Source organism: Neisseria dentiae (assembly GCF_024580525.1).
Taxonomy (GTDB): Bacteria; Pseudomonadota; Gammaproteobacteria; order Burkholderiales; family Neisseriaceae; genus Neisseria; species Neisseria dentiae_A.
The window spans coordinates 113,363-138,137 of the sequence record NZ_JANIKQ010000001.1 but is presented as its reverse complement, the minus strand read 5'-3'; the positions used below and the strand labels follow the sequence as shown (position 1 = coordinate 138,137).

17 protein-coding genes are annotated in these 24,775 nt (G+C 56.1%); 15 read left to right on the top strand and 2 right to left on the bottom strand.

What is annotated here, in order from left to right:
• Nucleotides 1–152 precede the first annotated feature (152 nt).
• The 11 genes from edd to ilvD all read left to right on the top strand — a co-directional run bounded on the left by edd (nt 153) and on the right by ilvD (nt 16,057).
• Nucleotides 153–1,982 carry a phosphogluconate dehydratase gene (edd, locus tag NQ012_RS00660; protein WP_257065525.1) on the top strand — a complete coding sequence of 610 codons (1,830 nt, stop codon included), beginning with the start codon at nt 153–155 and terminating at the stop codon, nt 1,980–1,982.
• Between the two features lie 97 nt (nt 1,983–2,079).
• Nucleotides 2,080–2,700: a bifunctional 4-hydroxy-2-oxoglutarate aldolase/2-dehydro-3-deoxy-phosphogluconate aldolase gene (locus NQ012_RS00655; protein WP_257065524.1), complete on the top strand. Its 621-nt coding sequence runs from the start codon at nt 2,080–2,082 to the stop codon at nt 2,698–2,700.
• A gap of 365 nt (nt 2,701–3,065) precedes the next feature.
• A complete protein-coding gene (gene gltB / locus NQ012_RS00650; protein ID WP_257065523.1) occupies nt 3,066–7,529 on the top strand; it encodes a glutamate synthase large subunit in 4,464 nt (1,487 codons plus the stop codon).
• A 359-nt stretch (nt 7,530–7,888) separates the two neighbouring features.
• Entirely contained in the window at nt 7,889–8,383 is a 495-nt protein-coding gene (locus NQ012_RS00645) for a GNAT family N-acetyltransferase (protein WP_257065522.1), read from the top strand.
• Nucleotides 8,384–8,577: 194 nt separating this feature from the next.
• A complete protein-coding gene (locus NQ012_RS00640; RefSeq protein ID WP_257065521.1) occupies nt 8,578–10,005 on the top strand; it encodes an FAD-dependent oxidoreductase in 1,428 nt (475 codons plus the stop codon).
• An 88-nt stretch (nt 10,006–10,093) separates the two neighbouring features.
• The gene (gene hisH, locus NQ012_RS00635; protein WP_257065520.1) at nt 10,094–10,738 is read left to right on the top strand and encodes an imidazole glycerol phosphate synthase subunit HisH; all 645 of its coding nucleotides are present in this window, start codon (nt 10,094–10,096) and stop codon (nt 10,736–10,738) included.
• A gap of 72 nt (nt 10,739–10,810) precedes the next feature.
• Entirely contained in the window at nt 10,811–11,554 is a 744-nt protein-coding gene (gene hisA / locus NQ012_RS00630; RefSeq protein ID WP_257065519.1) for a 1-(5-phosphoribosyl)-5-[(5-phosphoribosylamino)methylideneamino]imidazole-4-carboxamide isomerase, read from the top strand.
• Between the two features lie 93 nt (nt 11,555–11,647).
• The gene (locus NQ012_RS00625) at nt 11,648–11,965 is read left to right on the top strand and encodes a multidrug transporter MatE (RefSeq protein WP_257065518.1); all 318 of its coding nucleotides are present in this window, start codon (nt 11,648–11,650) and stop codon (nt 11,963–11,965) included.
• Nucleotides 11,966–12,023: 58 nt separating this feature from the next.
• Nucleotides 12,024–13,154, top strand: a complete 1,131-nt coding sequence (locus NQ012_RS00620; RefSeq protein WP_257065516.1) for a glycosyltransferase family 4 protein — start codon at nt 12,024–12,026, stop codon at nt 13,152–13,154.
• A gap of 127 nt (nt 13,155–13,281) precedes the next feature.
• The gene (hisF, locus tag NQ012_RS00615) at nt 13,282–14,049 is read left to right on the top strand and encodes an imidazole glycerol phosphate synthase subunit HisF (RefSeq protein WP_257065514.1); all 768 of its coding nucleotides are present in this window, start codon (nt 13,282–13,284) and stop codon (nt 14,047–14,049) included.
• Nucleotides 14,050–14,194: 145 nt separating this feature from the next.
• Complete coding sequence (ilvD, locus tag NQ012_RS00610) at nt 14,195–16,057, top strand: dihydroxy-acid dehydratase (RefSeq protein WP_257065512.1); 1,863 nt, start codon at nt 14,195–14,197, stop codon at nt 16,055–16,057.
• A gap of 302 nt (nt 16,058–16,359) precedes the next feature.
• On the opposite strand, the gene cueR is transcribed toward ilvD, so the two are convergent.
• The gene (gene cueR, locus NQ012_RS00605; protein ID WP_257065511.1) at nt 16,360–16,749 is read right to left on the bottom strand and encodes a Cu(I)-responsive transcriptional regulator; all 390 of its coding nucleotides are present in this window, start codon (nt 16,747–16,749) and stop codon (nt 16,360–16,362) included.
• Nucleotides 16,750–16,918: 169 nt separating this feature from the next.
• Here cueR and NQ012_RS00600 point away from each other — a divergent pair, with 169 nt between their 5' ends.
• Nucleotides 16,919–17,881: a cation diffusion facilitator family transporter gene (locus NQ012_RS00600; RefSeq protein ID WP_257065510.1), complete on the top strand. Its 963-nt coding sequence runs from the start codon at nt 16,919–16,921 to the stop codon at nt 17,879–17,881.
• A gap of 282 nt (nt 17,882–18,163) precedes the next feature.
• Here the strand turns inward: NQ012_RS00600 and NQ012_RS00595 are convergent, their stop codons facing one another.
• Entirely contained in the window at nt 18,164–19,510 is a 1,347-nt protein-coding gene (locus NQ012_RS00595; RefSeq protein WP_257065508.1) for a DEAD/DEAH box helicase, read from the bottom strand.
• Between the two features lie 487 nt (nt 19,511–19,997).
• Between NQ012_RS00595 and rimP the strand changes: the two genes are divergently transcribed.
• Genes rimP through infB form a run of 3 tightly spaced genes read left to right on the top strand, consistent with a single transcriptional unit; the run spans nt 19,998 to nt 24,756 of the window.
• Nucleotides 19,998–20,429 carry a ribosome maturation factor RimP gene (rimP, locus tag NQ012_RS00590; protein WP_257065506.1) on the top strand — a complete coding sequence of 144 codons (432 nt, stop codon included), beginning with the start codon at nt 19,998–20,000 and terminating at the stop codon, nt 20,427–20,429.
• 29 nt (nt 20,430–20,458) lie between these two features.
• A complete protein-coding gene (gene nusA / locus NQ012_RS00585) occupies nt 20,459–21,955 on the top strand; it encodes a transcription termination factor NusA (protein WP_085366322.1) in 1,497 nt (498 codons plus the stop codon).
• Nucleotides 21,956–21,966: 11 nt separating this feature from the next.
• Nucleotides 21,967–24,756, top strand: coding sequence for a translation initiation factor IF-2 (gene infB, locus NQ012_RS00580; protein ID WP_257065504.1), 2,790 nt, complete (start codon nt 21,967–21,969; stop codon nt 24,754–24,756).
• Nucleotides 24,757–24,775: the final 19 nt, after the last annotated feature.

The window sequence follows — 24,775 nt, the reverse complement described above, 5'->3', positions numbered from 1 at the left end:
TTTTGTAACTTAACTACAAAACTATATTATAATGCGTGCAAAGGCTTTCAGACGGCCTCAAGCGTTTGAAATCAAGAGCCAAATACACAACAAAAGCAGCACATCCGAGTTGAAGAAACACCGCCGACCACCACCACGAAAGGCAGGCCACCATGACCACCCTCCATCCCAAACTTGCCGCCATCACCGAGCGCATCATCGAACGCAGCCGCCCCACGCGCGAAGCCTATTTGGCGCGCATCCGCGCATTCAAACAGCAGGGGCGCGTCGAGCGCGACCAACTGGGCTGCTCCAATTTGGCGCACGGCTATGCCGCCATGCCTAAAACCATCAAAATCGAAATGCTCAAACACAGCGTACCCAATTTGGGCATGATTACCGCCTATAACGATATGGTTTCCGCCCACCAGCCGTTCAAAGATTTTCCCGACTGGATTAAAGACGAAGCGCAAAAACACGGTGCCACCGCCCAAGTGGCCGGCGGCACGCCCGCCATGTGCGACGGCATCACGCAGGGCTACGAAGGTATGGAATTGTCGCTGTTTTCGCGCGACGTGATTGCCATGAGCACCGCAGTCGGCCTGTCGCACCAAATGTTCGACGGCGCGCTGTTTTTCGGCGTGTGCGACAAAATCGTGCCCGGCCTGATGATAGGCGCGTTGAGCTGCGGCCATATCCCGGGGATTTTCGTGCCGGCCGGCCCGATGACCAGCGGCATCGGTAACAAAGAAAAAGCGCGCACCCGCCAGCTGTTTGCCGAAGGCAAAGTCGGCCGCGACGCGCTGCTCGAAAGCGAAATGGGTTCCTACCACAGCCCCGGCACCTGCACCTTTTACGGCACCGCCAACTCCAATCAAATGATGATGGAGATGATGGGCGTGCACCTGCCCGCCGCCGCATTCTTCAACCCCTACACCCCGATACGCGAAGCGCTCACCCGCTATGCCGCCGCCCATTTGGCCGAAGGCATCAGAAACCAAACCGCCAAACCCATCGGTGAGATGCTCGACGAAAAATCGTTTATCAACGGCATTATCGGCCTGATGGCAACGGGCGGTTCCACCAACCACACCATGCACTTAGTGGCGATGGCGCGCGCCGCTGGCATCATTCTCAATTGGGACGATTTCGACGAAATCTCTTCGATCGTGCCGCTGCTGATCCGTGTTTACCCCAACGGCCAGGCCGATGTTAACCACTTCGCCGCCACCGGCGGACTGCCGTTTGTAATCCGCGAGCTGCGCAACAACGGCCTCTTGCACGACGACGTGGAAACCGTGATGGGCCGCGGCATGGAAGCCTACACCAAAGAGCCGTTCCTGATCGACGGCAAACTCGAATGGCGCGATGCCGTGGCCGAAAGCCGCGACGAAGACATTTTGCGCCCGTTTTCACGCCCGTTCTCACCCGACGGCGGCCTGCGCCTGATGAAAGGCAACATCGGCCGCGGCGTGATTAAAGTATCCGCCGTGAAAGACAGCCAGCGCATTATCGAAGCGCCCGCCATCGTGTTTAACGACCAAAAAGAAGTGCTGGCTGCATTCGAGCGCGGCGAATTGGAGCGCGACTTCGTGTGTGTGGTGCGCTTCCAAGGCCCGCGCGCCAACGGCATGCCCGAACTGCACAAACTCACACCGCCCTTGGCGATTCTGCTCGACCGCGGCTTTAAAGTAGCGCTGCTTACCGACGGCCGCATGTCGGGCGCATCCGGCAAAGTGCCCGCCGCCATCCACATGAGTCCCGAAGCGCTGCTCGGCGGCGGCATCGGCAAAATCCGCACCGGCGATTTGATCCGCTTCGATTCCGTTACCGGCGAGTTGGCCGCACTGGTCGACGAAAAAGAATGGGCCGCGCGCGAAACCCCCGAGCCGGATTTGAGCAAAAACACCCACGGCATCGGCCGCGAACTGTTTGCCGGTTTCCGCAGCATCACCGGCAGCGCCGAAACCGGCGCCATGAGCTTGGGCGGCGATTTTTCTTAAATAACAAGCCCGCAAAGATTTTCAGACGGCCTAACGCTATATATTCAGGCCGTCTGAAACCGATATTTACTTAAACTGTTCTGATTGGAGCAACCACATGAACCCACGCGACATCCTTTCCGCAGGCGCCGTTGTCCCCGTGATGGCAATCGACGACATCAACACCGCCGTTGATCTGGCGCACGCTTTGGTTGAAGGCGGCATTCCCACCCTCGAAATCACCTTGCGCACCGAACACGGCCTCAAAGCCATCGAACTGATTAAAAAAGAAGTGAAAGGCGCGATTGTGGGCGCGGGCACCGTTACCAACCCCGACCAGCTCAAAGCAGTTGAAGACGCGGGTGCCGTGTTTGCCATCAGCCCCGGCCTGCACGAATCGCTGGCAAAAGCCAGCCACAACAGCGGTATTCCGCTGATTCCCGGTGTGGCCACTCCCGGCGAAGTACAACTTGCGCTCGAGCACGGCATCGACACCTTGAAACTGTTTCCCGCCGAAGTGGTGGGCGGCAAAGCCATGCTCAAAGCCCTCTACGGCCCTTACGCTCATGTGCGTTTCTGCCCCACCGGCGGCATAACCCTCGAAAGCGCGCCCGAATACCTCAAACTGCCCAACGTGTTATGCGTGGGCGGTACATGGCTCACCCCTAAAGAAGCCGTGCAAAACAAAGACTGGGCAACCATTACCCGTTTGGCAAAAGAAGCCGCGGCATTGAAATAAGCACCGGTTTCTATATATCGAAAGGCCGTCTGAAAAATATTCAGACGGCCTTAGTTTTGCCCTGGGGAATCATTTGAAATTGCAAATCTTAACCCTTTTATGCATATTTCTTTAATTAATATAAACAAATAATTTTTTAGAAAATTTAATTATAAAATTTCAATTATTAGTTTTACGAAATACAAAATTCTAAAAATTTTAATATTTTTAATATAACGGCAAAGCCGGTGTTAAAGAAATGCTTTGACGATTGTCAACAATTTAGGTATTTTATAGCCCCGCGCCTGTTTTACCGGCCAACAATACTAACAAACCCGTAAAAGCGCCCGAAATTATAAACCCCTCTCAAATAAAGGCCCACTACCATGACCATGTTATACGACCGTACATTAGAACGAGAAAACTGCGGTTTCGGCTTGATTGCCAATATCGACGGTGTCCAGAGCCATAAAGTCGTCCGCAACGCCATTTTGGGTTTGTCGCGCATGCAGCACCGCGGCGCGATTCTGGCCGACGGCAAAACCGGCGACGGCTGCGGTTTGTCGATTCAGATGCCGGAAAGTTTTTTCCGCACGGTTGCAGAAGAGGCCGGTTTTTCATTGGCGCAGAAGTTTGCCGTGGGGCAGATTTTCCTGCCGCAAGACAGCATCGAGGCAGAGCGCTGCATCGGCATCATCAACGAAGAATTAATCCGCGAAACGCTGGGCGTGGCCGCTTGGCGCGAGGTGCCGACCAATCCGGCGGTGCTCGGCTCGATTGCCTTGGCGGATATGCCGCAAATCAAACAGGTGTTTATCAACGCGCCTTCCGGCTGGCGCACGCAGGATTTGCAGCGCCGCCTGTTCGTTACCCGCCGCCGCATCGAAAAACGCATCAGCCACCCCGATTTCTATATTTGCAGCTTTTCCAACCAAACCGTGATTTACAAAGGTTTGTGTATGCCTAAAGATTTGCCCAAGTTTTATCTCGATTTGGGCGATTTGCGCATGCAGTCTGCCATCTGTTTGTTCCACCAGCGTTTTTCCACCAACACCCAGCCGCGCTGGAAATTGGCGCAGCCTTTCCGCTATCTGGCGCACAACGGCGAAATCAACACCATTTCCGGCAACCGCGCGTGGGCGCGGGCGCGGGCGTATAAATACCACACGCCGCTGATTCCCGATTTGCAGACCGCCGCGCCGTTTGTCAACGAAAGCGGTTCGGATTCCAGCTCACTGGATAATATGCTGGAAGTGTTCGTGTGCGGCGGCATGGACTTGTTCCGCGCCATGCGTCTGCTGGTGCCGCCCGCCTGGCAGCAAAACCCCGATATGGACGACGATTTGCGCGCTTTCTACGACTTCAATTCCATGCACATGGAGCCGTGGGACGGCCCCGCCGGCATCGTACTTTCAGACGGCCGTTACGCCGCCTGCAACCTCGACCGCAACGGCCTGCGCCCCGCGCGTTATGTGATTACGCAAGACCGCCTGATTACCATTGCTTCCGAAGTGGGCATTTGGGATTACGCGCCCGACGAAGTGGTGGAAAAAGGCCGCGTCGGCCCCGGCCAATTGCTGGTCATCGACACCAAAAACGGCAAGCTGCTGCATTCTGCCGAAATCGACAACGAATTGCGCGCCCGCCATCCTTACCGCGAATGGCTGGATAAAAACGTGCAGCGCCTGATTCCGTTTGAGCAGCTGCCCGACAACGAAGCCGGCGAATCGGCCATGAACGCCGATATGCTGGCCGTGTATCAGAAGCAGTTTCTCTATGACCGCGAAGAGCTGGAAAGCATCGTGCGCGTGTTGGGCGAAGACGGGCAGGAAGCCGTCGGCTCGATGGGCGACGATACGCCGTTTGCCGTGCTCTCCGAGCGTCCGCGCCTGATTTTCGACTATTTCCGCCAATATTTCGCGCAAGTAACCAACCCGCCGATCGACCCCTTGCGCGAAGCGCACGTGATGAGCCTCGCCACCAGCATCGGCCGCGAGATGAGCGTGTTTTTCGAAGCCGAAGGCATGAGCCACCGCGTGAACTTCAAATCGCCGGTGCTGCTGTATTCCGATATGCAGCAACTGCTGCGCCTGCCCGAAGCGCATTACAAACACACCGTGCTCGATGCCACTTATTCCCCCGACAGCGGCCTGAAAGCCGCCGTGGAAGCCCTGTGCAACCAAGCCGAAGAAGCCGTGCGCAGCGGCACCGTGCTGCTGGTGGTTTCAGACAGGCATATCGCACAAGACCGCCAGCCGATTCCGTCGGCCTTGGCGGTGGGCGCGATTCAAAACCGCTTGGTGGCCGCCAATCTGCGCTGCGACGCCAACATCATTGTGGAAACCGCCGAAGCACGCAACCCGCACCATTTCGCCGTGCTGATCGGCTTGGGCGCCACCGCAGTGTATCCGTATCTGGCGTATGAAAGCCTGGCGCAGATGGTAAACGCCGGCGCGATTGCCAAGCCCTTGCGCGTGGTAATGGCCAATTTCCGCAACGGCATCAACAAAGGTTTGTACAAAATCATGTCGAAAATGGGCATTTCCTGCGTATCGTCCTACCGCTGCGCGCGCCTGTTCGAATTGGTGGGCATGAACAAAGAAATCGTCGATTTGTGCTTCCCCGGCATCACCAGCCGCGTGGAAGGTGCGTCGTTCGCCGATTTGCACGAGCAGATTTCCGCCACCCGCAAACGCGCGTGGCGCCGCAGCCAAGGCGTTGACGCCGGCGGCCTGCTGAAATTCAAACCGCAGGGCGAATACCACGCCTACAACCCCGAAGTGGTCAACACCATTCAGGCGGCGGTCAACAGCGGCGACTACGCCAAATACCGCCTCTACCGCGATGCCGTTAACAACCGTCCGGTAACCACCATCCGCGACATGCTGCGGCTGAAAACCGAAAACTGCACGCCGATTGCCCTTGAGAAAGTCGAGCCGTCTGAAAACCTGTTCAAACGCTTCGACAGCGCGGCGATGTCGATCGGCGCATTAAGCCCCGAAGCGCACGAATCGCTGGCCATTGCCATGAACCGTTTGGGCGGCTATTCCAACTCCGGCGAGGGCGGCGAAGACCCGAAACGCTACGGCACCGAAAAAGTGTCGCGCATCAAACAGGTGGCGTCCGGCCGCTTCGGCGTTACCCCCGCTTATCTGATGAGCGCCGACGTGATTCAGATTAAAGTGGCGCAAGGCGCGAAACCCGGCGAGGGCGGCCAGTTGCCCGGCGATAAAGTAACGCCTTATATCGCCCAACTGCGCTACGCCGTGCCTGGTTCCACTCTGATTTCACCGCCGCCGCACCACGATATTTATTCCATCGAAGACTTGGCGCAGCTGATTTTCGACCTCAAACAAATCAACCCCAAAGCCCTGATTTCGGTGAAACTCGTGTCGCTGCCCGGCGTCGGCACCATCGCCACCGGCGTGGCCAAAGCCTATGCCGACCTGATTACCATCGCCGGCTACGACGGCGGCACCGGCGCCTCGCCCTTATCCAGCGTGAAATACTGCGGCTCGCCGTGGGAATTGGGCCTGGCCGAAGCGCAACAGGCTTTGGTTGAAAACAACCTGCGCCACAAAGTGCGCCTGCAAGTGGACGGCGGCCTGAAAACCGGCCTCGATATCATCAAAGCCGCCATTCTCGGCGCCGAAAGCTTCGGCTTCGGCACCGGCCCGATGGTGGCGCTCGGCTGCCGCTACCTGCGCATCTGCCACCTGAACAACTGCGCCACCGGCGTCGCCACCCAAGACGACACCCTGCGCGGCAAGCATTATCACGGCGATGCCGAAAAAGCGATGAACTATTTCCGCTTTATCGCTCAAGACGTGCGCGAAATTCTTGCCGAACTCGGCGTGGAAAAACTCACCGACCTGATCGGCCGCACCGAACTCTTGGAAATCATCGAAGGCAAAACCGCCAAACAGCGCGGGCTGGATTTGGCCAAACTGCTGTACTCGCCCAAAGTGCCCGACGGCAGCGCGCGTTATTGCACGCAAAACAACACCCCGTTCGATAAAGGCCGTCTGAACGCCGAGATTGTGCGCGAAGCGCAAGAAGCGCTGGAAAACGGCAGCGGCACCGACATGAGCTTCGACATTTCCAACCTCGACCGCAGCGTCGGCGCCGCACTCTCCGGCATCATCGCCCAAGCGCACGGCAACCGCGGCAAAACGGGTCAAGAATTCAACATCAGCCTCAACGGCACCGCCGGCCAAAGCCTCGGCGTGTGGCTCGCAGGCGGCGTGAACCTCGACCTCACCGGCGATGCCAACGACTATGTGGGCAAAGGCATGGCGGGCGGCCGCATCGTCATCAAACCGCACAACGGCGTCGCCTTCAAAGCCGAAGACGCCGCCATTGCCGGCAACACCTGCCTTTACGGCGCCACCGGCGGCGAACTCTTCGCTTCCGGCCGCGCGGGCGAACGCTTCGCCGTGCGCAACTCCGGCGCACTGGCCGTGGTGGAAGGCATCGGCGACAACGGCTGCGAATACATGACCGGCGGCGTGGTGACCATTCTCGGCAAAACCGGCATCAACTTCGGCGCGGGTATGACCGGCGGCTTCGCCTACGTGCTCGATGTGGACGGCAAATTCAAAGGCCGAATCAACCCCGAAATGGTCGAAGGTTTGGGCATCACCGATCTGCCCACCCATCAGGAACACCTGCGCGGCCTGATCGAACGCCACGTCGAGCTGACCCACAGCCGCATCGGCGAGCGCATCTTGGGCGATTGGGAAAACCACGTCGGTAAGTTTGTGCTGGTGAAACCGAAAGCCAACGATGTTAACGCGCTGCTCGGCCACAAACGCCGCACCGTGATGGAATTGCGCGAAGTAACGGCGTAAAGTAAGCGTAGGTCGGGCATTGATGCCCGACTTAATTGGCTGAAATGCCTGTCTGAAAAAATTTTCAGACGGCCTTATCGCAGTAGGTTGGGTCGAAGACCCAACAAGAACATTGAGCAAATAATCATGTTGGGTTTTCAACCCAACCTACGCTTGCTGGTGAAACCGAAAGCCAACGACGTCAACGCGCTGCTCGGCCACAAACGCCGCACCGTGATGAAATTGCGCGAAGTAACGGCGTAAGGATTTTCAGACGGCCTCAAAGGCTACCTGAAAGGCCGTCTGAAAATGATTGGTCGGGCATCAATGTCCGACTTACTGGCTTGCCAACCAAGCAGATATGGTACAGGAGAAACTGCATGACACAACTGACATTGGAAAAATTCACCGCAGCCGATTTTGCCGATTATCGGCAACTCGTCGGCAATGCCGAGGTGATGGCGATGATTACCGAACGCGCCTTGCCGGAGCACGAAGCGCGGGCGGATTTTGACAAACTGTTGGCCAACAATGCGTTGCATCCGCTGTTCGGCAGCTTCAAGGTACGGGATGCGGCAGGGCGGTTTTTGGGCTTGGGCAAGCTTACGCTTGAATCCGCCGACAGCCGCGAGGCCGAGCTGGGCTATATGCTGTTGCCCGAATACTGGGGCAAAGGATGGGGCGGGCGCATTGCCGCCCAATTGCTGGCCTTGGCGCAAACACAAGCACTGGATGGCATTTTTGCCATCATCGACCCGGCCAATGTGGCCTCACGCAAAATTCTGACCAAGCACGGCTTTGTGCATCGGGAATACAAAGATTTTGACGGCTTGCCCGGCGAAATCCTGTATCGCAAAACCGTTGGAGTGCCGTAGGTCGGGCATTTATGCCCGACACAATATTCCGAACTGATACTGTCAGGATTAATACCCGACCTACCGACTCGTGCACCCGGTTGAAGCCCGGATTGTCAAACCCAACACAAAACACAAGGCCGTTTGAAATGCCTGTCTGAAAACTTTTCAGACGGCCTGAAAACCCAAAAATACAAAACCTCAAGGAACAAACCATGTCCCGTGAAAATGTTTACCAATTTATCGACCTGCCGCGCGTTGATCCGCCGAAAATCCCTCTGAACACGCGCAAAACCGCGTTTGTGGAGATTTATCAGGCGTTTACCGATACGCAGGCGCAATCGCAGGCCGACCGCTGTTTGGCGTGCGGCAACCCTTATTGCCAAAACAAATGCCCGCTGCACAACAATATCCCCAATTGGCTGAAACTGGCCAACGAAGGGCGCATCATCGAAGCGGCCGAATTGGCGCATTCCACCAACACCCTGCCCGAAGTGTGCGGCCGCGTCTGCCCGCAAGACCGCCTGTGCGAAGGCGATTGCACGCTGAACGCGGAATTCGGCGCGGTAACCATCGGCAATGTGGAAAAATACATCACCGAAAAAGCCTTTGAAATGGGCTGGAAACCGCAGGTGGGCGATGTGCCCGCCAGCGGCAAAAAAGTGGCGGTAATCGGCGCCGGGCCGGCCGGTTTGGGCTGTGCCGACGTGCTGATCCGCAACGGCGTGGCGGTTACCGTGTACGAGCGTCAGCCGGAAATCGGCGGCCTGCTCACCTTCGGCATTCCGTCGTTCAAGCTCGAAAAAGATGTGATGAGCCGCCGCCGCGAGCTGTTTGGCGACATGGGCATTGAGTTCAAACTGGGCGTGGACATCGGCAAAGACATCACGCTGGCCGAATTGGTGCAGCAATACGACGCGGTATTTTTGGGCGTGGGCACCTATCAGGGCATGAAGGCCGAGATTCCCAACGAAAATGCCGAGGGCGTGTATTCGGCGCTGCCGTTCTTAATCGGCAACACGCAAAACCTGCTCAATCTCGATGCGCCCGATTATGTGAGCATGGCCGGCAAGCGCGTGGTGGTGCTGGGCGGCGGCGACACGGCGATGGACTGCGTGCGCACTTCAGTGCGTCAGGGCGCGGCGGAGGTTACCTGTGTGTACCGCCGCGACGCGGCCAATATGCCGGGCAGCAAAAAAGAATACACCAACGCCAAAGAAGAGGGCGTGGGCTTCCAGTTTAATGCCCAACCGGTTGAAATCGAAGCCGAACCGCTGGCGGTGCACACCGATCAAAACGGCAAGGTTAGCGGCATCAAAATCGTGAAAACCCGCATGGGCGAGCCGGACGAAAAAGGCCGCCGCCGCGCCGAAATCATCGAAGGCAGCGAAGAAGTGATTGCCTGTGATGCGGTTATCGTGGCCTTCGGTTTTGCACCGCACGCCATGCCGTGGCTGGCTGACGTGGGCGTGAATGTGGACGGCAAAGGCCGCATCGCCGCCGAAGGCCGTCTGAAACAGCAAACCGCCAACCCGAAAATTTTCGCCGGCGGCGACATCACCCGCGGCTCGGATTTGGTGGTGACCGCCATTGCCGAAGGCCGCGACGCGGCGGAAAGTATTATGGAATATTTGGAAGTGTAACAACGGTGAAACAGGGGCTTCGGCCTCTGTTTTGTTTCTGTTATCATCTGTCGGTTGTAATTGTTCAAACCGCCAGAAAGGATCAAACATGAAAGTCGCCATCGTCGATTACGGCATGGGTAATCTGCATTCGGTGCTCAAATCGGTGCAGGCCGCGCAAAAGCTGGCGGATGTGAACGCGCAAATCGTGCTCACCGACCGCCCCGAAGAAGTGTTTGCCGCCGATAAAGTAGTGTTTCCGGGGCAGGGCGCTATGCCCGACTGCATGGCCGCGCTGCAACGCAGCGGCTTGGGTGAAGCGGTTTCAGACGGCCTGAAAAACAAGCCTTTTTTCGGCATCTGTGTGGGCGCCCAACTGCTGTTCGACCACAGCGAAGAGGGCGATACCGCCGGTTTGGGTTGGTTTGCGGGCGATGTGAAGCGTTTTGCGGCCAACCGCCGCGATGCCGAGGGAGGCAAGCTCAAAGTGCCGCATATGGGCTGGAACACCGTGCATCAAACGCAGGCGCATCCGCTGTTTCAAGATGTGCCCCAAAACACCCGTTTCTATTTTGTGCACAGCTACTATTTCGCCCCCGCCGATAACGGCATTGTGCTCGGCACCAGCGAATATCCGAACGAATTTGCCTGCATCGTGGGCAAAGACAACGTGTTCGCCACCCAGTTCCACACCGAAAAAAGCCATGACGGCGGCCTGCTGCTGCTGCGTAATTTTCTCCGCTGGAACGGTTAAAATTGTGTAAAATACAGCCTTTTCAGACGGCATCGAGGCCGTCTGAAAACATGAAAAATACCAGGAAATAAAATGCTGCTGATTCCCGCAATCGATTTGAAAGAAGGCCGCTGCGTGCGCCTGAAGCAGGGCCTGATGGATCAGGCCACCGTGTTTTCCGACAACCCGGCCGAAACCGCGCTGCATTGGTTCAAACAAGGCGCGCGCCGCCTGCATTTGGTGGATTTGGACGGCGCCTTCGCCGGCAAACCGAAAAACCTCGAAGCCATCGGCGGCATTTTGGAAGAAGTGGCCAAAGAGATTCCCGTGCAGTTGGGCGGCGGTATCCGCGACTTACAAACCATCGAAAAATACCTCGATTTGGGGCTGACCGATGTGATTATCGGCACCGCCGCCGTGAAAAAACCCGAATTCGTGCGCGAAGCCTGCAAAGAATTCGCAGGGCACATCATCGTGGGTTTGGATGCCAAAGAAGGCATGGTTGCCATCGACGGTTGGGCAACCGTTACCGAGCACCATGTGATTGATTTGAGCAAACGCTTTGAAGACGACGGTGTCAACAGCATCATCTACACCGACATCGGCCGCGACGGCATGATGAGCGGCGTAAACATCGAAGCAACCGTCAAACTGGCCGAAGCCGTGCGGATTCCCGTGATTGCCTCGGGCGGGCTGACCGATTTGAACGATATCCGCGCCTTATGCGCCGTAGAAAAAAGCGGCGTGGCCGGTGCCATCACCGGCCGGGCGATTTACGAAGGCAGCATTGATTTTGCCGAAGCGCAAAAGCTGGCCGATTCGCTTACGGGGCAATAAGCAGGCCGTCTGAAACGGTTGCCGCGATCCGGCGGAAAACGTAAAAATATTTCAAACACAGATTGTTTTTTTATTAAAAAAAGGGGTAAAACCATGTTCCAAGCATTTGTTTTGGGCTTTTGGACGCTGTGGTCGTCCAGCCGCGATATCCGCGCTATCAGCGAAGGGCTGGCCTTCACCATCATCAGCATATTAATCAGCATGGGTATAGATTTCGCGTTGCCGCAGATTGACGGGCAGTGGTGTGCGGTGATGGGCATTTTATGGGCCTATGCTTCATTGCTGTTCGCCGTCGTCAACCGCGTTGCCGGCAGCTTTATGAGCACAATGGTGCTGGCCGCCGTGGGTGCAATCGGCTATTACCAGCTCTTCGAGCGCCTGCCTGCCTGGGTGGCGGGTTTGGCGGTTTGACAAACCGTTTTCCGGAAGCACACCTGAACTGCTTGGCAAAATAATTTTGGAGACAAGTATGAAGATTGCAATGCTGTCCAGAGTGGTGTTTCTCGGCGGTGTAACAAATTATCTTATTGATTTAACTGAAGAGCTGATAAAAGAAGGGCATGATGTTTATCTGCTTTCTTACGGCGCCCGCTATAAAGAATCAAAAGAAAACATGGGGCAGTTCAACCGCCTGCTCGACACGGGAATCAAGTTTATCGAAATAGATTTTCCGATTAATAAAACCAGCAAGGCGGTTTATGTATTGAACTTGATCCGCAGTATTTTGGCGTGCAGAAAAGCCCTCAAAAAGCACCAATTCGACATCATACATATCCACACACCGATATTGTCGCTCGTGCCGAAGTTTTTGGGGTTGAAATTCGTGCGCACCCGGCACGGTATGGATAACAAATATCCGATATTGGATTACCGGGCAAGCAAAGAGATTGCCATCAGCAGCGAGATTTACGATATGCTGAAAAACCGTTATCAATACGGCGATAAAGATTTATATCTGATTCATAACGGGGTTTCTAAAGAAAAATATTATAAAAATCTGAGCGATGGCGAAAAAGAAACGCTGAAGCGCAAACACGGCATTTCAACCGGCAAGGTGGTTATCGGATTGGTTGCCTCATTCGAATATAACAAAGGACACGACATTCTGCTGGATGCCGTCGACGGCCTGCCGCCTGAAATAAAAGAAAAAATTGAAATTGTGTTTGTCGGCTCTTCGGCAGAAAGCCAAATCAACAGCGTGCAGCAGAAAATACGCGATATGGGTTTAACCGAAATGGTGAAAATCCTGCCGTTCCAGCCGCTCACCGAAATCTATCCGATGATAGACATCATGGTGCTGCCTTCGCGCGTAGAGGGGTTCGGCTTGGTGGTGATTGAAGCGATGCTGATGGGGTGTTGTGTGGTTCGCAGCAACACGGGCGGGGCTTATGATCAGATTGAGCACGGAAAAACCGGCTATATTTTCGAAAACGGCAACATCGAGCAATTTAGGCAATATTTGCACGAGCTGGTTAGCGATCCGGAAAAAAGAGCCGCGTTTGCCGCAGCAGGCCAGCAAAAAGCATTGGCATCGTTTACCAGCGAAGTTATGGCAAAAAAAACATTGGGCGTGTATAACGATTTGCTCGGCGGTAACTAAACGCCAATAATGAAACCGGCCTTCAAATATTTTAGATTGAGCGCACCGGCGTTTAGCCGCACCAACCAAGGCCGTCTGAAAACACCCGTGCCGTTTTTTTCAGACGGCCTGTTTCGGGAAACACAACATGGCATTAGCAAAACGCATCATCCCCTGTTTGGACGTTGACAACGGCCGCGTGGTCAAAGGTGTGAATTTCGTCGGCCTGCGTGATGCGGGCAACCCCGTCGATGTGGCCAAACGCTACAACGACGAAGGCGCCGACGAATTGACCTTTCTCGACATTACCGCCAGCAGCGACAACCGCGACACCATTCTGCACGTTATCGAAGATGTAGCCTCGCAGGTATTTATCCCGCTAACCGTCGGCGGCGGCGTGCGCAGCGTGGCCGATGTGCGCCGCCTGCTCAACGCCGGCGCCGATAAAGCCAGCATCAACACCGCCGCCGTTACCAACCCCGATTTGGTTAACGAAGCGGCCGGTTTTTTCGGCTCGCAGGCGATTGTGGTGGCGATAGACGCCAAAGCCGTCAACCCGGAAAACACCCGTTGGGAAGTGTTTACCTACGGCGGCCGCAAACCCACCGGCATTGATGCGGTGGAATGGGCGAAAAACATGCAGGCGCGCGGCGCGGGCGAAATCCTGCTCACCAGCATGGACAGGGACGGCACCAAAGCCGGCTTCAACCTGCCGCTTACCCGCGCCGTTTCCGAGGCGGTGGATATTCCCGTGATTGCTTCCGGCGGCGTGGGCAACGTGCAGCACCTGATCGACGGCGTGAAAGAAGGCAAAGCCGATGCGGTGCTGGCGGCCAGCATTTTTCATTTCGGCGAAGTGGGCATACACGAAGCCAAACTGGCTATGCGCGCCGCCGGCATCGAAGTGCGCTTATAAGCCTTAAAAAAACATTATCAAACGTATTTTATTCAAGGCCGTCTGAAAACGGTTTCTGCAACACGTTTGCAACCGCAAAACCGATATTCAAACCGCTGCAATCTTTCAGACGGCCTGCAACCGATTCAAAAAAAGGATAACAACCATGCCAGCCTACCGCTCCAAAACCTCCACTCACGGCCGCAATATGGCCGGCGCCCGCGCATTGTGGCGCGCCACCGGCGTGGCCGACGAAGATTTCGGCAAGCCGATTATCGCCATCGCCAACTCGTTCACCCAATTCGTGCCCGGCCATGTGCACCTGCACGACTTGGGCCAAATGGTTGCCCGCGAAATCGAAAAAGCGGGCGGCTTGGCCAAAGAATTCAATACCATCGCGGTGGATGACGGCATCGCCATGGGCCACGGCGGTATGCTCTACAGCCTGCCCAGCCGCGATTTGATTGCCGATTCGGTGGAATATATGGTGAATGCCCACTGTGCCGACGCGCTGGTGTGCATTTCCAACTGCGACAAAATCACCCCCGGTATGTTGATGGCCGCCATGCGCCTGAACATCCCCACCGTGTTTGTTTCCGGCGGGCCGATGGAAGCGGGTAAAGTGATCGGCGTGGCCAATATCGTTGACGGGCGCAAGCTCGATTTGGTCGATGCGATGGTCGATGCCGCCGATGATAATGTCAGCGACGAAGAAGTTGCCGCGGTAGAACGCTCCGCCTGCCCCACCTGCGGATCGTGTTCGGGCATGTTTACCGCCAACTCGATGAACTGCCTTACCGAAGCGTTGGGGTTGTCGCTGCCCGGCAACGGTTCGCTGCTGGCTACCCACGCCGGCCGCAAAGAGCTGTTTCTCGAAGCGGGCCGCTTGATTGTGGAAATCACCAAACGCTATTACGAACAAGACGATGCGAGTGTGCTGCCGCGCAGCATCGCCACCAAAGCCGCGTTTGAAAACGCCATGAGTCTTGATGTAGCGATGGGCGGTTCCACCAACACCGTGCTGCACTTGCTGGCTGCCGCCAACGAAGCAGAAGTGGATTTCAGAATGGCCGATATCGACCGCATCAGCCGCCAAGTGCCGTGTCTGTGCAAAGTCGCCCCCGCCACCCAGAAATACCATATGGAAGACGTCCACCGCGCCGGCGGCGTGATGGGCATTTTGGCCGAACTCGACCGCGCCGGCTGCCTGCAAACCGATGTTTCCACCGTGCACGCGCCCACGCTGAAACATGCGCTGGAACAATGGGATGTGATGAATCCCGCCAACGAAGTGGCACACGCGCGTTACAAAGCCGCGCCCGGCGGCGTGCGCACCACCCAAGCGTTTTCACAAAACCGCCAATGGCCGAGCTTGGATTTGGACCGCGAAAACGGCTGTATCCGCAGTAAAGAATTTGCTTATTCGCAAGACGGCGGCTTGGCCGTACTGTTCGGCAACATCGCCGAGCGTGGCTGTGTGGTGAAAACCGCCGGTGTGGACGACAGTATCTTGAAATTCACCGGCCGCGCCCGCGTGTTTGAAAGCCAGGACACTGCCGTGGCAGGCATTTTGGACAACCAAATCGTGGCCGGCGACATCGTGATTATCCGTTACGAAGGCCCCAAAGGCGGCCCCGGTATGCAGGAAATGCTCTATCCCACGAGTTACCTGAAATCGAAAGGTTTGGGCAAAGCCTGTGCCTTGCTCACCGACGGCCGTTTTTCAGGCGGCACTTCCGGCTTGAGCATCGGCCACGTTTCTCCCGAAGCAGCCGAAGGCGGTGCCATCGGTTTGGTGCGCGAGGGCGATACCGTCGAAATTGACATCCCCAACCGCAGCATCCGCCTGGCCGTATCCGATGAAGAACTGGCCAGCCGCCGCGCCGAAATGGAAGCGCGCGGCGCAAAAGCATGGCAACCAGAAAACCGTGACCGCCACGTTTCCGCCGCCTTGCGCGCCTATGCCGCGATGACCACTTCCGCCGACACCGGCGCCGTGCGCGATGTAAGCCAGGTGGAGTGCAAATAACCGCAAAATAATAGCGAATCAAAAACGGGCGTGCTTTTTAAAGAGCCGCCCGTTTTTTGTGATTGGGATTGGGGAATATTTTCAGACGGCCTTTAGGGAGTGTGGTCAGAAAGCGTTGTGGCGGTATTTTTGGTTAAAATCCGCATCTGCGGCGTTCAAAATGCTCGCAAGATGTTCAATCTTGCTGTGCTTTTTGCCTTGCATACGCGGCTTTTGTCTCAAAAAACCGCTTCGCCGGTCAATTGTCAACAGACACTAAGGTAGTTTTGCAAAGGTTCCAGTCTAAACTGATTTAGTAGCGGTTAAACCTGCTCCAGCCCGCGCAGGATGCTGCATTCGGGGCTGTCGTTTCCCCCGCAGGCATCGTGCCAGCCTTGCAGGGTGGCGAGCATGGTTTGCAGGGTGGCGATTTTTTCGGTGAGTTCGGCGATATGTTGTGCGGTTAAGGCTTTTACTTCGCAACTGGTGCGGTGCGGGTCGGCCTGTAGGCGCAACAGTTTGGCGGTTTGCGCCAGAGAAAAGCCTACTTCGCGGGCATGGCCGATGAAGCGCAGGCGGTCTAAATCGCCGGGGGAATAGTGGCGGTAGCCCGATTCGGTGCGGTGGGCGGGCGGCAGCAGGCCGTTTTTTTCGTAATCGCGTATTTGTTTGGCGGATAAACCGGTAGCTTTGGCCGCTTGGCTGATGTTCATTCCGGCTTGACTTTCACTCAGGGTAAAGGTTTATAGTGCCACTGTCTGTTTGGCAGGGCAAGTCAAACAAACCCCGAATGTTTTCAGACGGCCTGTTGATTTTTGAAGTTGACTGTCTGCTGCCAACCTCGGCATTTTCCAACACCTTAAACATTAAAGAGGAAAAACTATGTCCGACCATCATGATCATTCCCACACATCAAACAAGAAAGTGCTGCGGGTTTCGCTGCTGCTGATCGGTTCGTTTATGCTGGTGGAGGCGGCGGCCGGGTGGCTGACCAACAGTTTGGCGCTGCTTTCCGATGCCGGGCATATGTTTTCCGATGCCGCCGCCATTGCGCTTTCTTTGGCGGCTTTCCGCTTCGGCGAGCGGCCGGCCGACAGCAAACGCAGTTTCGGGTATCAGCGTTTTGAAATTATCGCCGCTGCGGCCAATGGCATCACCTTGCTGCTGATTGCCGTGTGGATTGTGGCCGAGGCGGCAAACCGTCTGCTAAACCCGCCTGAAATCGCAGGTACTTCCATGCTTGCGGTGGCTGCGCTTGGCTTGGCCGTTAATATCGTGGTGGCTTGGTATATGCTGAAAAATTCGGATACCGAAGGCAACATCAATATGCGCGCCGCCTATTTGCACGTGTTGGGTGATTTGCTCGGTTCGATCGGTGCCATTGCGGCGGGTGTGTTGGTGCTGGCATTCGGCTGGACATGGGCCGACCCTGCCGTCAGCGTATTGATTGCGCTGTTAATCGGCAGAAGCGGTTGGGGCGTAACCAAAAACAGCCTGCATATTTTGATGGAAGGCACACCGTCGGGCACGGATATGGATCAGGTGGCCGCCGATATCCGCAATATCGAAGGCGTAGCGGGCGTACACGATATCCATGCTTGGACGATCACCAGCCGCAAACACGCGCTCTCGTGCCATATTGTGGTTGACGGTGCTTTAAACGTGGCCGAGGCCTACCAAATTACCCAAGCGGTGGAGGTAGCCGTGCAGCGGCACGGCATTGCTCATGTTACCGTGCAAACCGAACCGCCCCAGCACGGGCATGAAGAACACGGCTGTTCGGCTGCGGAAAGCGGTGATACGCACCATCATGAACACCATCATCATCACGGACATACGCATTAAATCATTAAATATAGCCAATCGATTTAAGAGAAACTACACACGTCATACTCGGGCTTGAGCCGACTATCTCATGTTGCTGAAATTTAAGATACTCGGGCCAAGCCCGCGTATGACGGAAACGGTTACCAAGTAAGCGGTTTAACTATAATTAACTATAATTACAGAAACCTTATGCCAAACGGCAAAGGCCGTCTGAAAACCTTCGGCGGCGCAGATATTGCGCTGCTGCGGTTTCAGACGGCCTGTTTTTTGCAAAGCCTTAAATGTGGGCATTAGCAGAAATTAGCGTGAAGGGCGGGCACTTTTGCCTGCACCGCCTGCCGGTTTTTTCTTACCGAAAGTGCCGCTGCCGGTTTTTTTCGCTGCGAATTTTTTATCACCGTGCTTTTTGCCTTCGAATTTTTTCTCACCGGTTTTTTTGTCGCCAAACCTGCGCTCGCCCCAGCCGCCTTTGCCTTTGGGTTTGCCTGCGGGTTTGGCGCGCTTGCGGGTGGGTTCCATGCCTTCGATGGTCATTTCGGGCAGTTTGCGGGTGATATATTTTTCGATTTTGTGCACTTTCACATATTCGTTCACTTCGGCAAACGTAATCGCCAAGCCGGTGCGGCCGGCGCGGCCGGTGCGGCCGATGCGGTGTACATAATCTTCGGCCTGTTTGGGCAGGTCGTAGTTGATAACGTGGGTGATGGTGGGCACGTCGATACCGCGCGCGGCCACATCGGTGGCAACCAGGATTTTGCAGCGGCCCTTGCGCAAATCCATCAGCGTGCGGTTGCGCCAGCCCTGCGGCATATCGCCGTGCAGACAGTTGGCGGCAAAGCCTTTTTCATACAGTTCGTCTGCCAACACTTCGGTCATGGCCTTGGTGGAGGTGAAAATCACGGCTTGGTCGATATTGGCATCACGCAAAATATGGTCGAGCAGGCGGTTTTTATGGCGCATGTCGTCGCAATACAAAAGCTGCTCTTCGATTTTTCCTTGCTCGTCAACACGTTCCACCTCCACCACTTCGGGGTTTTTGGTGAGCTTGCGGGCGAGTTTGCCTACCGCGCCGTCCCAAGTGGCGGAAAACAGCAGGGTTTGCCGGGTTTCGGGGGTGGCGGCAACGATGGTTTCGATGTCGTCGATAAAGCCCATATCGAGCATACGGTCGGCTTCGTCGAGAATCAGCACTTCAAGGCGGCTGAAATCCACTTTGCCGCTGTCCATCAAATCCATCAGACGGCCCGGGGTGGCCACAATCAAGTCGATGGGCTTGGAAAGGGCGCGGATTTGATAGCCGAACGAAGAGCCGCCCACAATGCTCACGGTGCGGAACCATTTCATGTTTTGGGCATAAGTGAGGGCGTTTTTTTCTACCTGCGCCGCTAATTCGCGGGTGGGCGTGAGCACCAATGCGCGCGGGCCTTTGCCGGGTTTGTCGCTACGGCGGGTCAGGTGTTGCAGGGTGGGCAGAAGGAAAGCGGCGGTTTTGCCGGAGCCGGTTTGGGCAGAGGCCATGATGTCGCGGCCTTCCAAAGCATGGGGAATAGATTGTGCCTGCACGGGTGTGGGCGATTCGTAGCCCGCGCTCAAAAGGGCGGATAAGATGTTTTTATCGAGGTTTAAGTCGGCGAATTTTACAGACATGGTTTTCCTGAAAGGAACAACAACGCATTCCGTCCGAACGTTTTCAGACGGCCTTGAAGCATGGGATAACGTATTTATTTACTAATGAAAAAGATGTACGCAAGGTTGTCGCAAGCCCTACGGCTTGTGGTTAACATCGGCGACAACCTGCAAATATGCCCTTAAACGGAGCAAATCATGTCAGAAAGCTTTTTAACGGAAAGCTTGAAAGATATACGAAGTTGGCTGAAGACGATGGCTTCAAAAAGATGAACGGCGGATAATATAGAAACCGCCGGGTTTGGTCAAGAAAATATTGGATACGGTATGGTTTTGCCGCAAGGGCGGGTGAGGCGGGCGGTGTTCCGCCGAAACGCCGTTTCAGGTTTTAAATCTCCGCCAATCAATATCTTTACTTTGCTTTTGCAGGCAGAGCGGTTATAATAAGCAAATTTTTCAGTTTTCACGAAAAATGGCCCTGCGGCCATTTTTTTGTTTTCGGAGCACTATGGATATTCAAACAATTCTCGATAAAACCCTGCCCGGCTTGGGTTACGAGCTGGTGGATTTCGAATTGACCGCGCAAGGCGATTTGCGTGTGTTTATCGATAAAGAAGGCGGTATCACCGTGGAAGACTGCGCCACCGTGAGCAACCATTTGAGCCGCCTGTTTATGGTGGAAGACATCGACTACAAGCGCTTGGAAATTTCCAGCCCGGGTCTCGACCGCCCGCTGAAAAAAGCCGCCGACTTCGTGCGCTTTGCCGGGCAGCAGGCCAAAATCAAAACGCGCCTGCCGATAGACGGCCAAAAAAACTTTATCGGCCGCATCGAAGCCTGCGAAAACAATACCGTGCGCATTTCGTTCGACGGCAAAACCGCCGAAATCGGGTTGGACAATATCGACAAAGCCCGCCTGCGCCCCGAATTTAAATTTTAAAAATATCGTTATAACGGAGAATTAAAAAAATGAGTCGTGAAATGTTACAACTGGCCGAAGCGCTGGCCAGCGAGAAAAACGTAGATTCCGAAGTGGTGTTTAACGCGCTGGAGTTCGCGCTGAGCACCGCCGCCAAGAAAAAAGCCAGCCGCGAGCACATGGACGTGCGCGTGGAAATCAACCGCGACACCGGCGAATACAAAACCTTCCGCCGCTGGCTGATTGTGGCCGACGAAGACTATACCTATCCGGACGTAGAAAAAACCATCGAAGAAATCCAGGAAGAAATCCCCGGAACCACCATCCAAATCGGCGAATACTACGAAGAACAGCTGGAAAACGAAGGTTTCGGCCGCCAAGCCGCGCAAACCGCCAAACAGATTATTCTGCAACGCATCCGCGATGCCGAGCGCGAACAGATTCTCGAAGAATTTTTAGCGCGTAAGGAAGACATCGTGATGGGCACCGTGAAACGCGTGGAGCGCCACGGCACCATTATCGAAATCGGCAAACTCGACGCGCTGCTGCCGCGCGACCAAATGATTCCGCGCGAAAACTTCCGCAACGGCGACCGCGTGCGCGCGCTGTTCCTACGGGTGGACGAAATCGGCAATTCCGGCCGCAAGCAGGTGATTCTGAGCCGCACTTCGCGCGATTTTCTGGTGAAATTGTTTGCGATGGAAGTGCCCGAAATCGAAGACGGTCTGCTTGAAATCAAAGAAGCGGCCCGCGATCCCGGCCACCGCGCCAAAATCGCCGTGAAAGCCAACGACCAGCGCATCGACCCACAAGGCACCTGTATCGGCGTGCGCGGTTCGCGTGTGAACGCCGTAACCAACGAGCTGGCAGGCGAGCGCATCGACGTTGTGTTGTGGTCGCCCGAAACCGCGCAGTTCGTGATCAACGCCCTTTCGCCCGCCGAAGTAACCCGCATCCTGATTGATGAAGACAAACACGCCGTTGATGTGATTGTGGCTGAAGACCAGCTGGCGCTGGCCATCGGCCGCGGCGGCCAAAACGTGCGTTTGGCGGCCGATTTGACCGGTTGGCAGCTGAACATCATGACCGTGGCCGAAGCCGAAGAACGCAATGCGGCCGAAGACGAAGCCATCCGCAAGCTGTTCACCGAACACCTGAATGTTGACGAAGAAACCGCCGATGTGCTGCTTCAGGAAGGTTTCGCCACCTTGGAAGAGGTGGCCTACGTGCCCGCTGCCGAGTTGCTGGAAATCGAAGGTTTCGACGAAGCTACCGTAGAAACGCTGCGCAACCGCGCCCGCGATGCCATTCTCACGCTGGCCATCGCTTCAGAAGAAAAGCTCGACGATATCGACGAAGATATGCGCAACCTCGAAGGCATCGACCAGGAAATGCTGCGCGACCTTGCGCAGGCAGGCATTACCACCCGCGACGATTTGGCGGAGCTGGCCGTTGACGAGCTGATCGAAATTACCGGCGTGAGCGAGGAAGAGGCCAAACAAGTGATTATGGCCGCCCGCGAACACTGGTTCACCGAAGAAAACTGAGGGGGTAAAGTATGAGTAACACAACCGTAGAACAATTTGCCGCCGAACTTAAAAAACCCGTGGAAGACTTGCTGAAGCAGCTTGCCAGTGCCGGCGTAAACAAAAGCAGCGGCAGCGACAGCATCACTTCCGACGACAAACAGCAATTGCTGGCCTACCTGAAAAAATCGCACGGCAGCGACAGCGGCACCATCAGCATCAGCCGTAAAAAAGCCGAAGTCAGCACCGTGGGTGGTGTGCAGGTGGAAACCCGCCGCCGCAGCCGCAAAGTGGTGATTCCGTCGGCCGACGATCTGGCGGCCGAAGCGAAAGCCAAAGCAGAGCAGGCGGCGCAGGAGAAGCAAGCCGCCGAAGCGGCGGCGCAGGCCGAACGCGAAGCGGCCGAACGTGCAGAAGCCGAAAAAGCGGCCGCCGAAGCGCAGGCCCAAGCCGAGGCCGCCCGCCTGCAAGCCGAGCAAGAAGCCCAGGCAGCGCAACAGGCGCAACAAACCGAGCAGGAAGAAAAACCGGTTCAGACGGCCGAAACAGAAACAATTTCGGAAGAAGAAAAACCGGCCAAAGGCAAAAACAAAGAGCAAAAACAACAGCAGCCTGCCGCCGTCCGCCCTGTGGTGAGTGCAGAGGAGCAGGCGCAGCGCGACGAAGAAGCCCGCCGCGCCGCCGCTATGCGTGCCCATCAGGAAGCATTGCTGAAAGAAAAGCAGGAACGGCAAGCCCGCCGCGAAGCAGCCAAGCTGCAAGCACAGCAGGAGGCGAAAGCGGCCAAGGAAGGCAAAGCGGCGGAACAGCGTTCTGCCAAGCCGTCTGAAAAAGCACCGCTTTCGGCCGTATCGTCGGGCAAATCCGAATTTTCGGCGCGCTCGAAAAAAGACGAACGCCACAACCGCGACGACGTGGAAAGCCGTCCGCGCGGCGGTAAAGGCGGCAAAGGCCGCGGCCAAAATGCCGCTCAGGAAGAGCGCGTGCGCGGCGGCGGTAAAAAAGGCAAAAAACAGCTCAAGCTGGAGCCGAACCAACACGCCTTCCAAGCACCGACCGAGCCGGTGGTGTATGAAGTGCTGGTGCCCGAAACCATTACCGTAGCCGATTTGGCGCACAAAATGGCGGTGAAGGGCGTGGAAGTGGTGAAAGCCCTGATGAAAATGGGCATGATGGTTACCATCAACCAATCCATCGACCAAGACACCGCCCTGATTGTGGTGGAAGAGCTTGGCCACATCGGCAAACCCGCAGCCGCCGACGACCCCGAAGCCTTCTTGGACGACAATGCCGAACAGGCGGAAGCCGAACAACTGCCGCGTCCGCCGGTGGTTACCGTGATGGGCCACGTTGACCACGGCAAAACCTCGCTGCTCGACTATATCCGCCGTGCCAAAGTGGTGCAGGGCGAAGCGGGCGGCATCACCCAGCACATCGGTGCCTACCACGTGGAAACCCCGCGCGGCGTGATTACCTTCCTCGATACGCCCGGCCACGAAGCGTTTACCGCCATGCGTGCCCGCGGCGCCAAAGCCACCGACATCGTGATTTTGGTGGTGGCCGCCGACGACGGCGTGATGCCGCAAACCATCGAAGCCATCGCCCACGCCAAAGCGGCGGGCGTGCCGATTGTGGTGGCGGTGAACAAAATCGACAAAGAGGCCGCCAACCCCGAGCGCATCCGCCAAGAGCTGACCGCACACGAAGTGGTGCCCGACGAATGGGGCGGCGATACCCAGTTTGTCAACGTATCGGCCAAACAAGGCATTAATATTGATGCCCTGCTCGAAGCCGTGTTGCTCGAAGCCGAAGTGCTGGAGCTGACCGCCCCCGTAGATGCACCCGCCAAAGGCATCATCGTGGAAGCGCGTCTCGACAAAGGCCGCGGCGCAGTTGCCACCTTGCTGGTGCAGAGCGGCACGCTGAAAAAAGGCGATATGCTGCTGGCAGGCACGGCCTTCGGCAAAGTACGCGCGATGATGGACGAAAACGGCAAGCCGATCGACGAAGCAGGCCCGTCTATCCCCGTGGAAATTCTGGGCTTGTCGGACGTGCCCAACGCCGGCGAAGATGCGATGGTGCTGGCCGACGAGAAAAAAGCCCGCGAAATCGCCTTGTTCCGCCAAGGCAAATACCGCGACGTGCGTTTGGCCAAACAACAGGCGGCCAAGCTGGAAAATATGTTCAGCAACATGGGCGAGGGTCAGGCACAATCGCTGTCGGTGATTATCAAGGCCGACGTTCAAGGCTCTTACGAAGCTTTGTCGGGCAGCCTGAAAAAACTTTCTACCGACGAAGTGAAAGTCAACGTGCTGCACAGCGGCGTGGGCGGCATTACCGAAAGCGACGTCAACCTGGCGATTGCTTCGGGCGCGTTCATCATCGGCTTTAACGTGCGTGCCGACGGCTCCGCCCGCAAGCTTGCCGAAACCGAAAACGTGGAAATCCGCTACTACAACATCATTTATGATGCCATCGACGACGTAAAAGCCGCCATGAGCGGTATGCTGGCGCCGGAGCAGAAAGAACAGGTTATCGGCTCGGTGGAAATCCGCCAGGTTATCAGCGTATCGAAAGTGGGCAACATTGCCGGCTGTATGGTTACCGACGGTATCGTGAAGCGCGACGCCCATATCCGCCTCATCCGCAACAACGTGGTCATCCACACCGGCGAACTTGCTTCGCTCAAGCGCTTCAAAGACGACGTTAAAGAAGTGCGCATGGGCTACGAATGCGGCCTGATGCTGAAAAACTATAACGAAATCATGGAAGGCGATACGCTGGAAGTGTTTGAAATCGTTGAAGTGGCGCGTTCGCTGTAACAGTTGTTTGACAACGACA

Excerpts from the sequence above, each read along its gene's own strand:
- hisA (WP_257065519.1), top strand. The coding sequence starts at position 10,811 with ATGCTGCTGATTCCCGCAATCGATTTGAAAGAAGGCCGCTGCGTGCGC.
- infB (WP_257065504.1), top strand. The coding sequence starts at position 21,967 with ATGAGTAACACAACCGTAGAACAATTTGCCGCCGAACTTAAAAAACCC.
- NQ012_RS00640 (WP_257065521.1), top strand. The coding sequence starts at position 8,578 with ATGTCCCGTGAAAATGTTTACCAATTTATCGACCTGCCGCGCGTTGAT.
- NQ012_RS00595 (WP_257065508.1), bottom strand. The coding sequence starts at position 19,510 with ATGTCTGTAAAATTCGCCGACTTAAACCTCGATAAAAACATCTTATCC.
- hisF (WP_257065514.1), top strand. The coding sequence starts at position 13,282 with ATGGCATTAGCAAAACGCATCATCCCCTGTTTGGACGTTGACAACGGC.
- edd (WP_257065525.1), top strand. The coding sequence starts at position 153 with ATGACCACCCTCCATCCCAAACTTGCCGCCATCACCGAGCGCATCATC.
- rimP (WP_257065506.1), top strand. The coding sequence starts at position 19,998 with ATGGATATTCAAACAATTCTCGATAAAACCCTGCCCGGCTTGGGTTAC.
- cueR (WP_257065511.1), bottom strand. The coding sequence starts at position 16,749 with ATGAACATCAGCCAAGCGGCCAAAGCTACCGGTTTATCCGCCAAACAA.
- NQ012_RS00600 (WP_257065510.1), top strand. The coding sequence starts at position 16,919 with ATGTCCGACCATCATGATCATTCCCACACATCAAACAAGAAAGTGCTG.
- NQ012_RS00645 (WP_257065522.1), top strand. The coding sequence starts at position 7,889 with ATGACACAACTGACATTGGAAAAATTCACCGCAGCCGATTTTGCCGAT.
- NQ012_RS00620 (WP_257065516.1), top strand. The coding sequence starts at position 12,024 with ATGAAGATTGCAATGCTGTCCAGAGTGGTGTTTCTCGGCGGTGTAACA.
- gltB (WP_257065523.1), top strand. The coding sequence starts at position 3,066 with ATGACCATGTTATACGACCGTACATTAGAACGAGAAAACTGCGGTTTC.
- NQ012_RS00655 (WP_257065524.1), top strand. The coding sequence starts at position 2,080 with ATGAACCCACGCGACATCCTTTCCGCAGGCGCCGTTGTCCCCGTGATG.
- hisH (WP_257065520.1), top strand. The coding sequence starts at position 10,094 with ATGAAAGTCGCCATCGTCGATTACGGCATGGGTAATCTGCATTCGGTG.
- NQ012_RS00625 (WP_257065518.1), top strand. The coding sequence starts at position 11,648 with ATGTTCCAAGCATTTGTTTTGGGCTTTTGGACGCTGTGGTCGTCCAGC.
- ilvD (WP_257065512.1), top strand. The coding sequence starts at position 14,195 with ATGCCAGCCTACCGCTCCAAAACCTCCACTCACGGCCGCAATATGGCC.
- nusA (WP_085366322.1), top strand. The coding sequence starts at position 20,459 with ATGAGTCGTGAAATGTTACAACTGGCCGAAGCGCTGGCCAGCGAGAAA.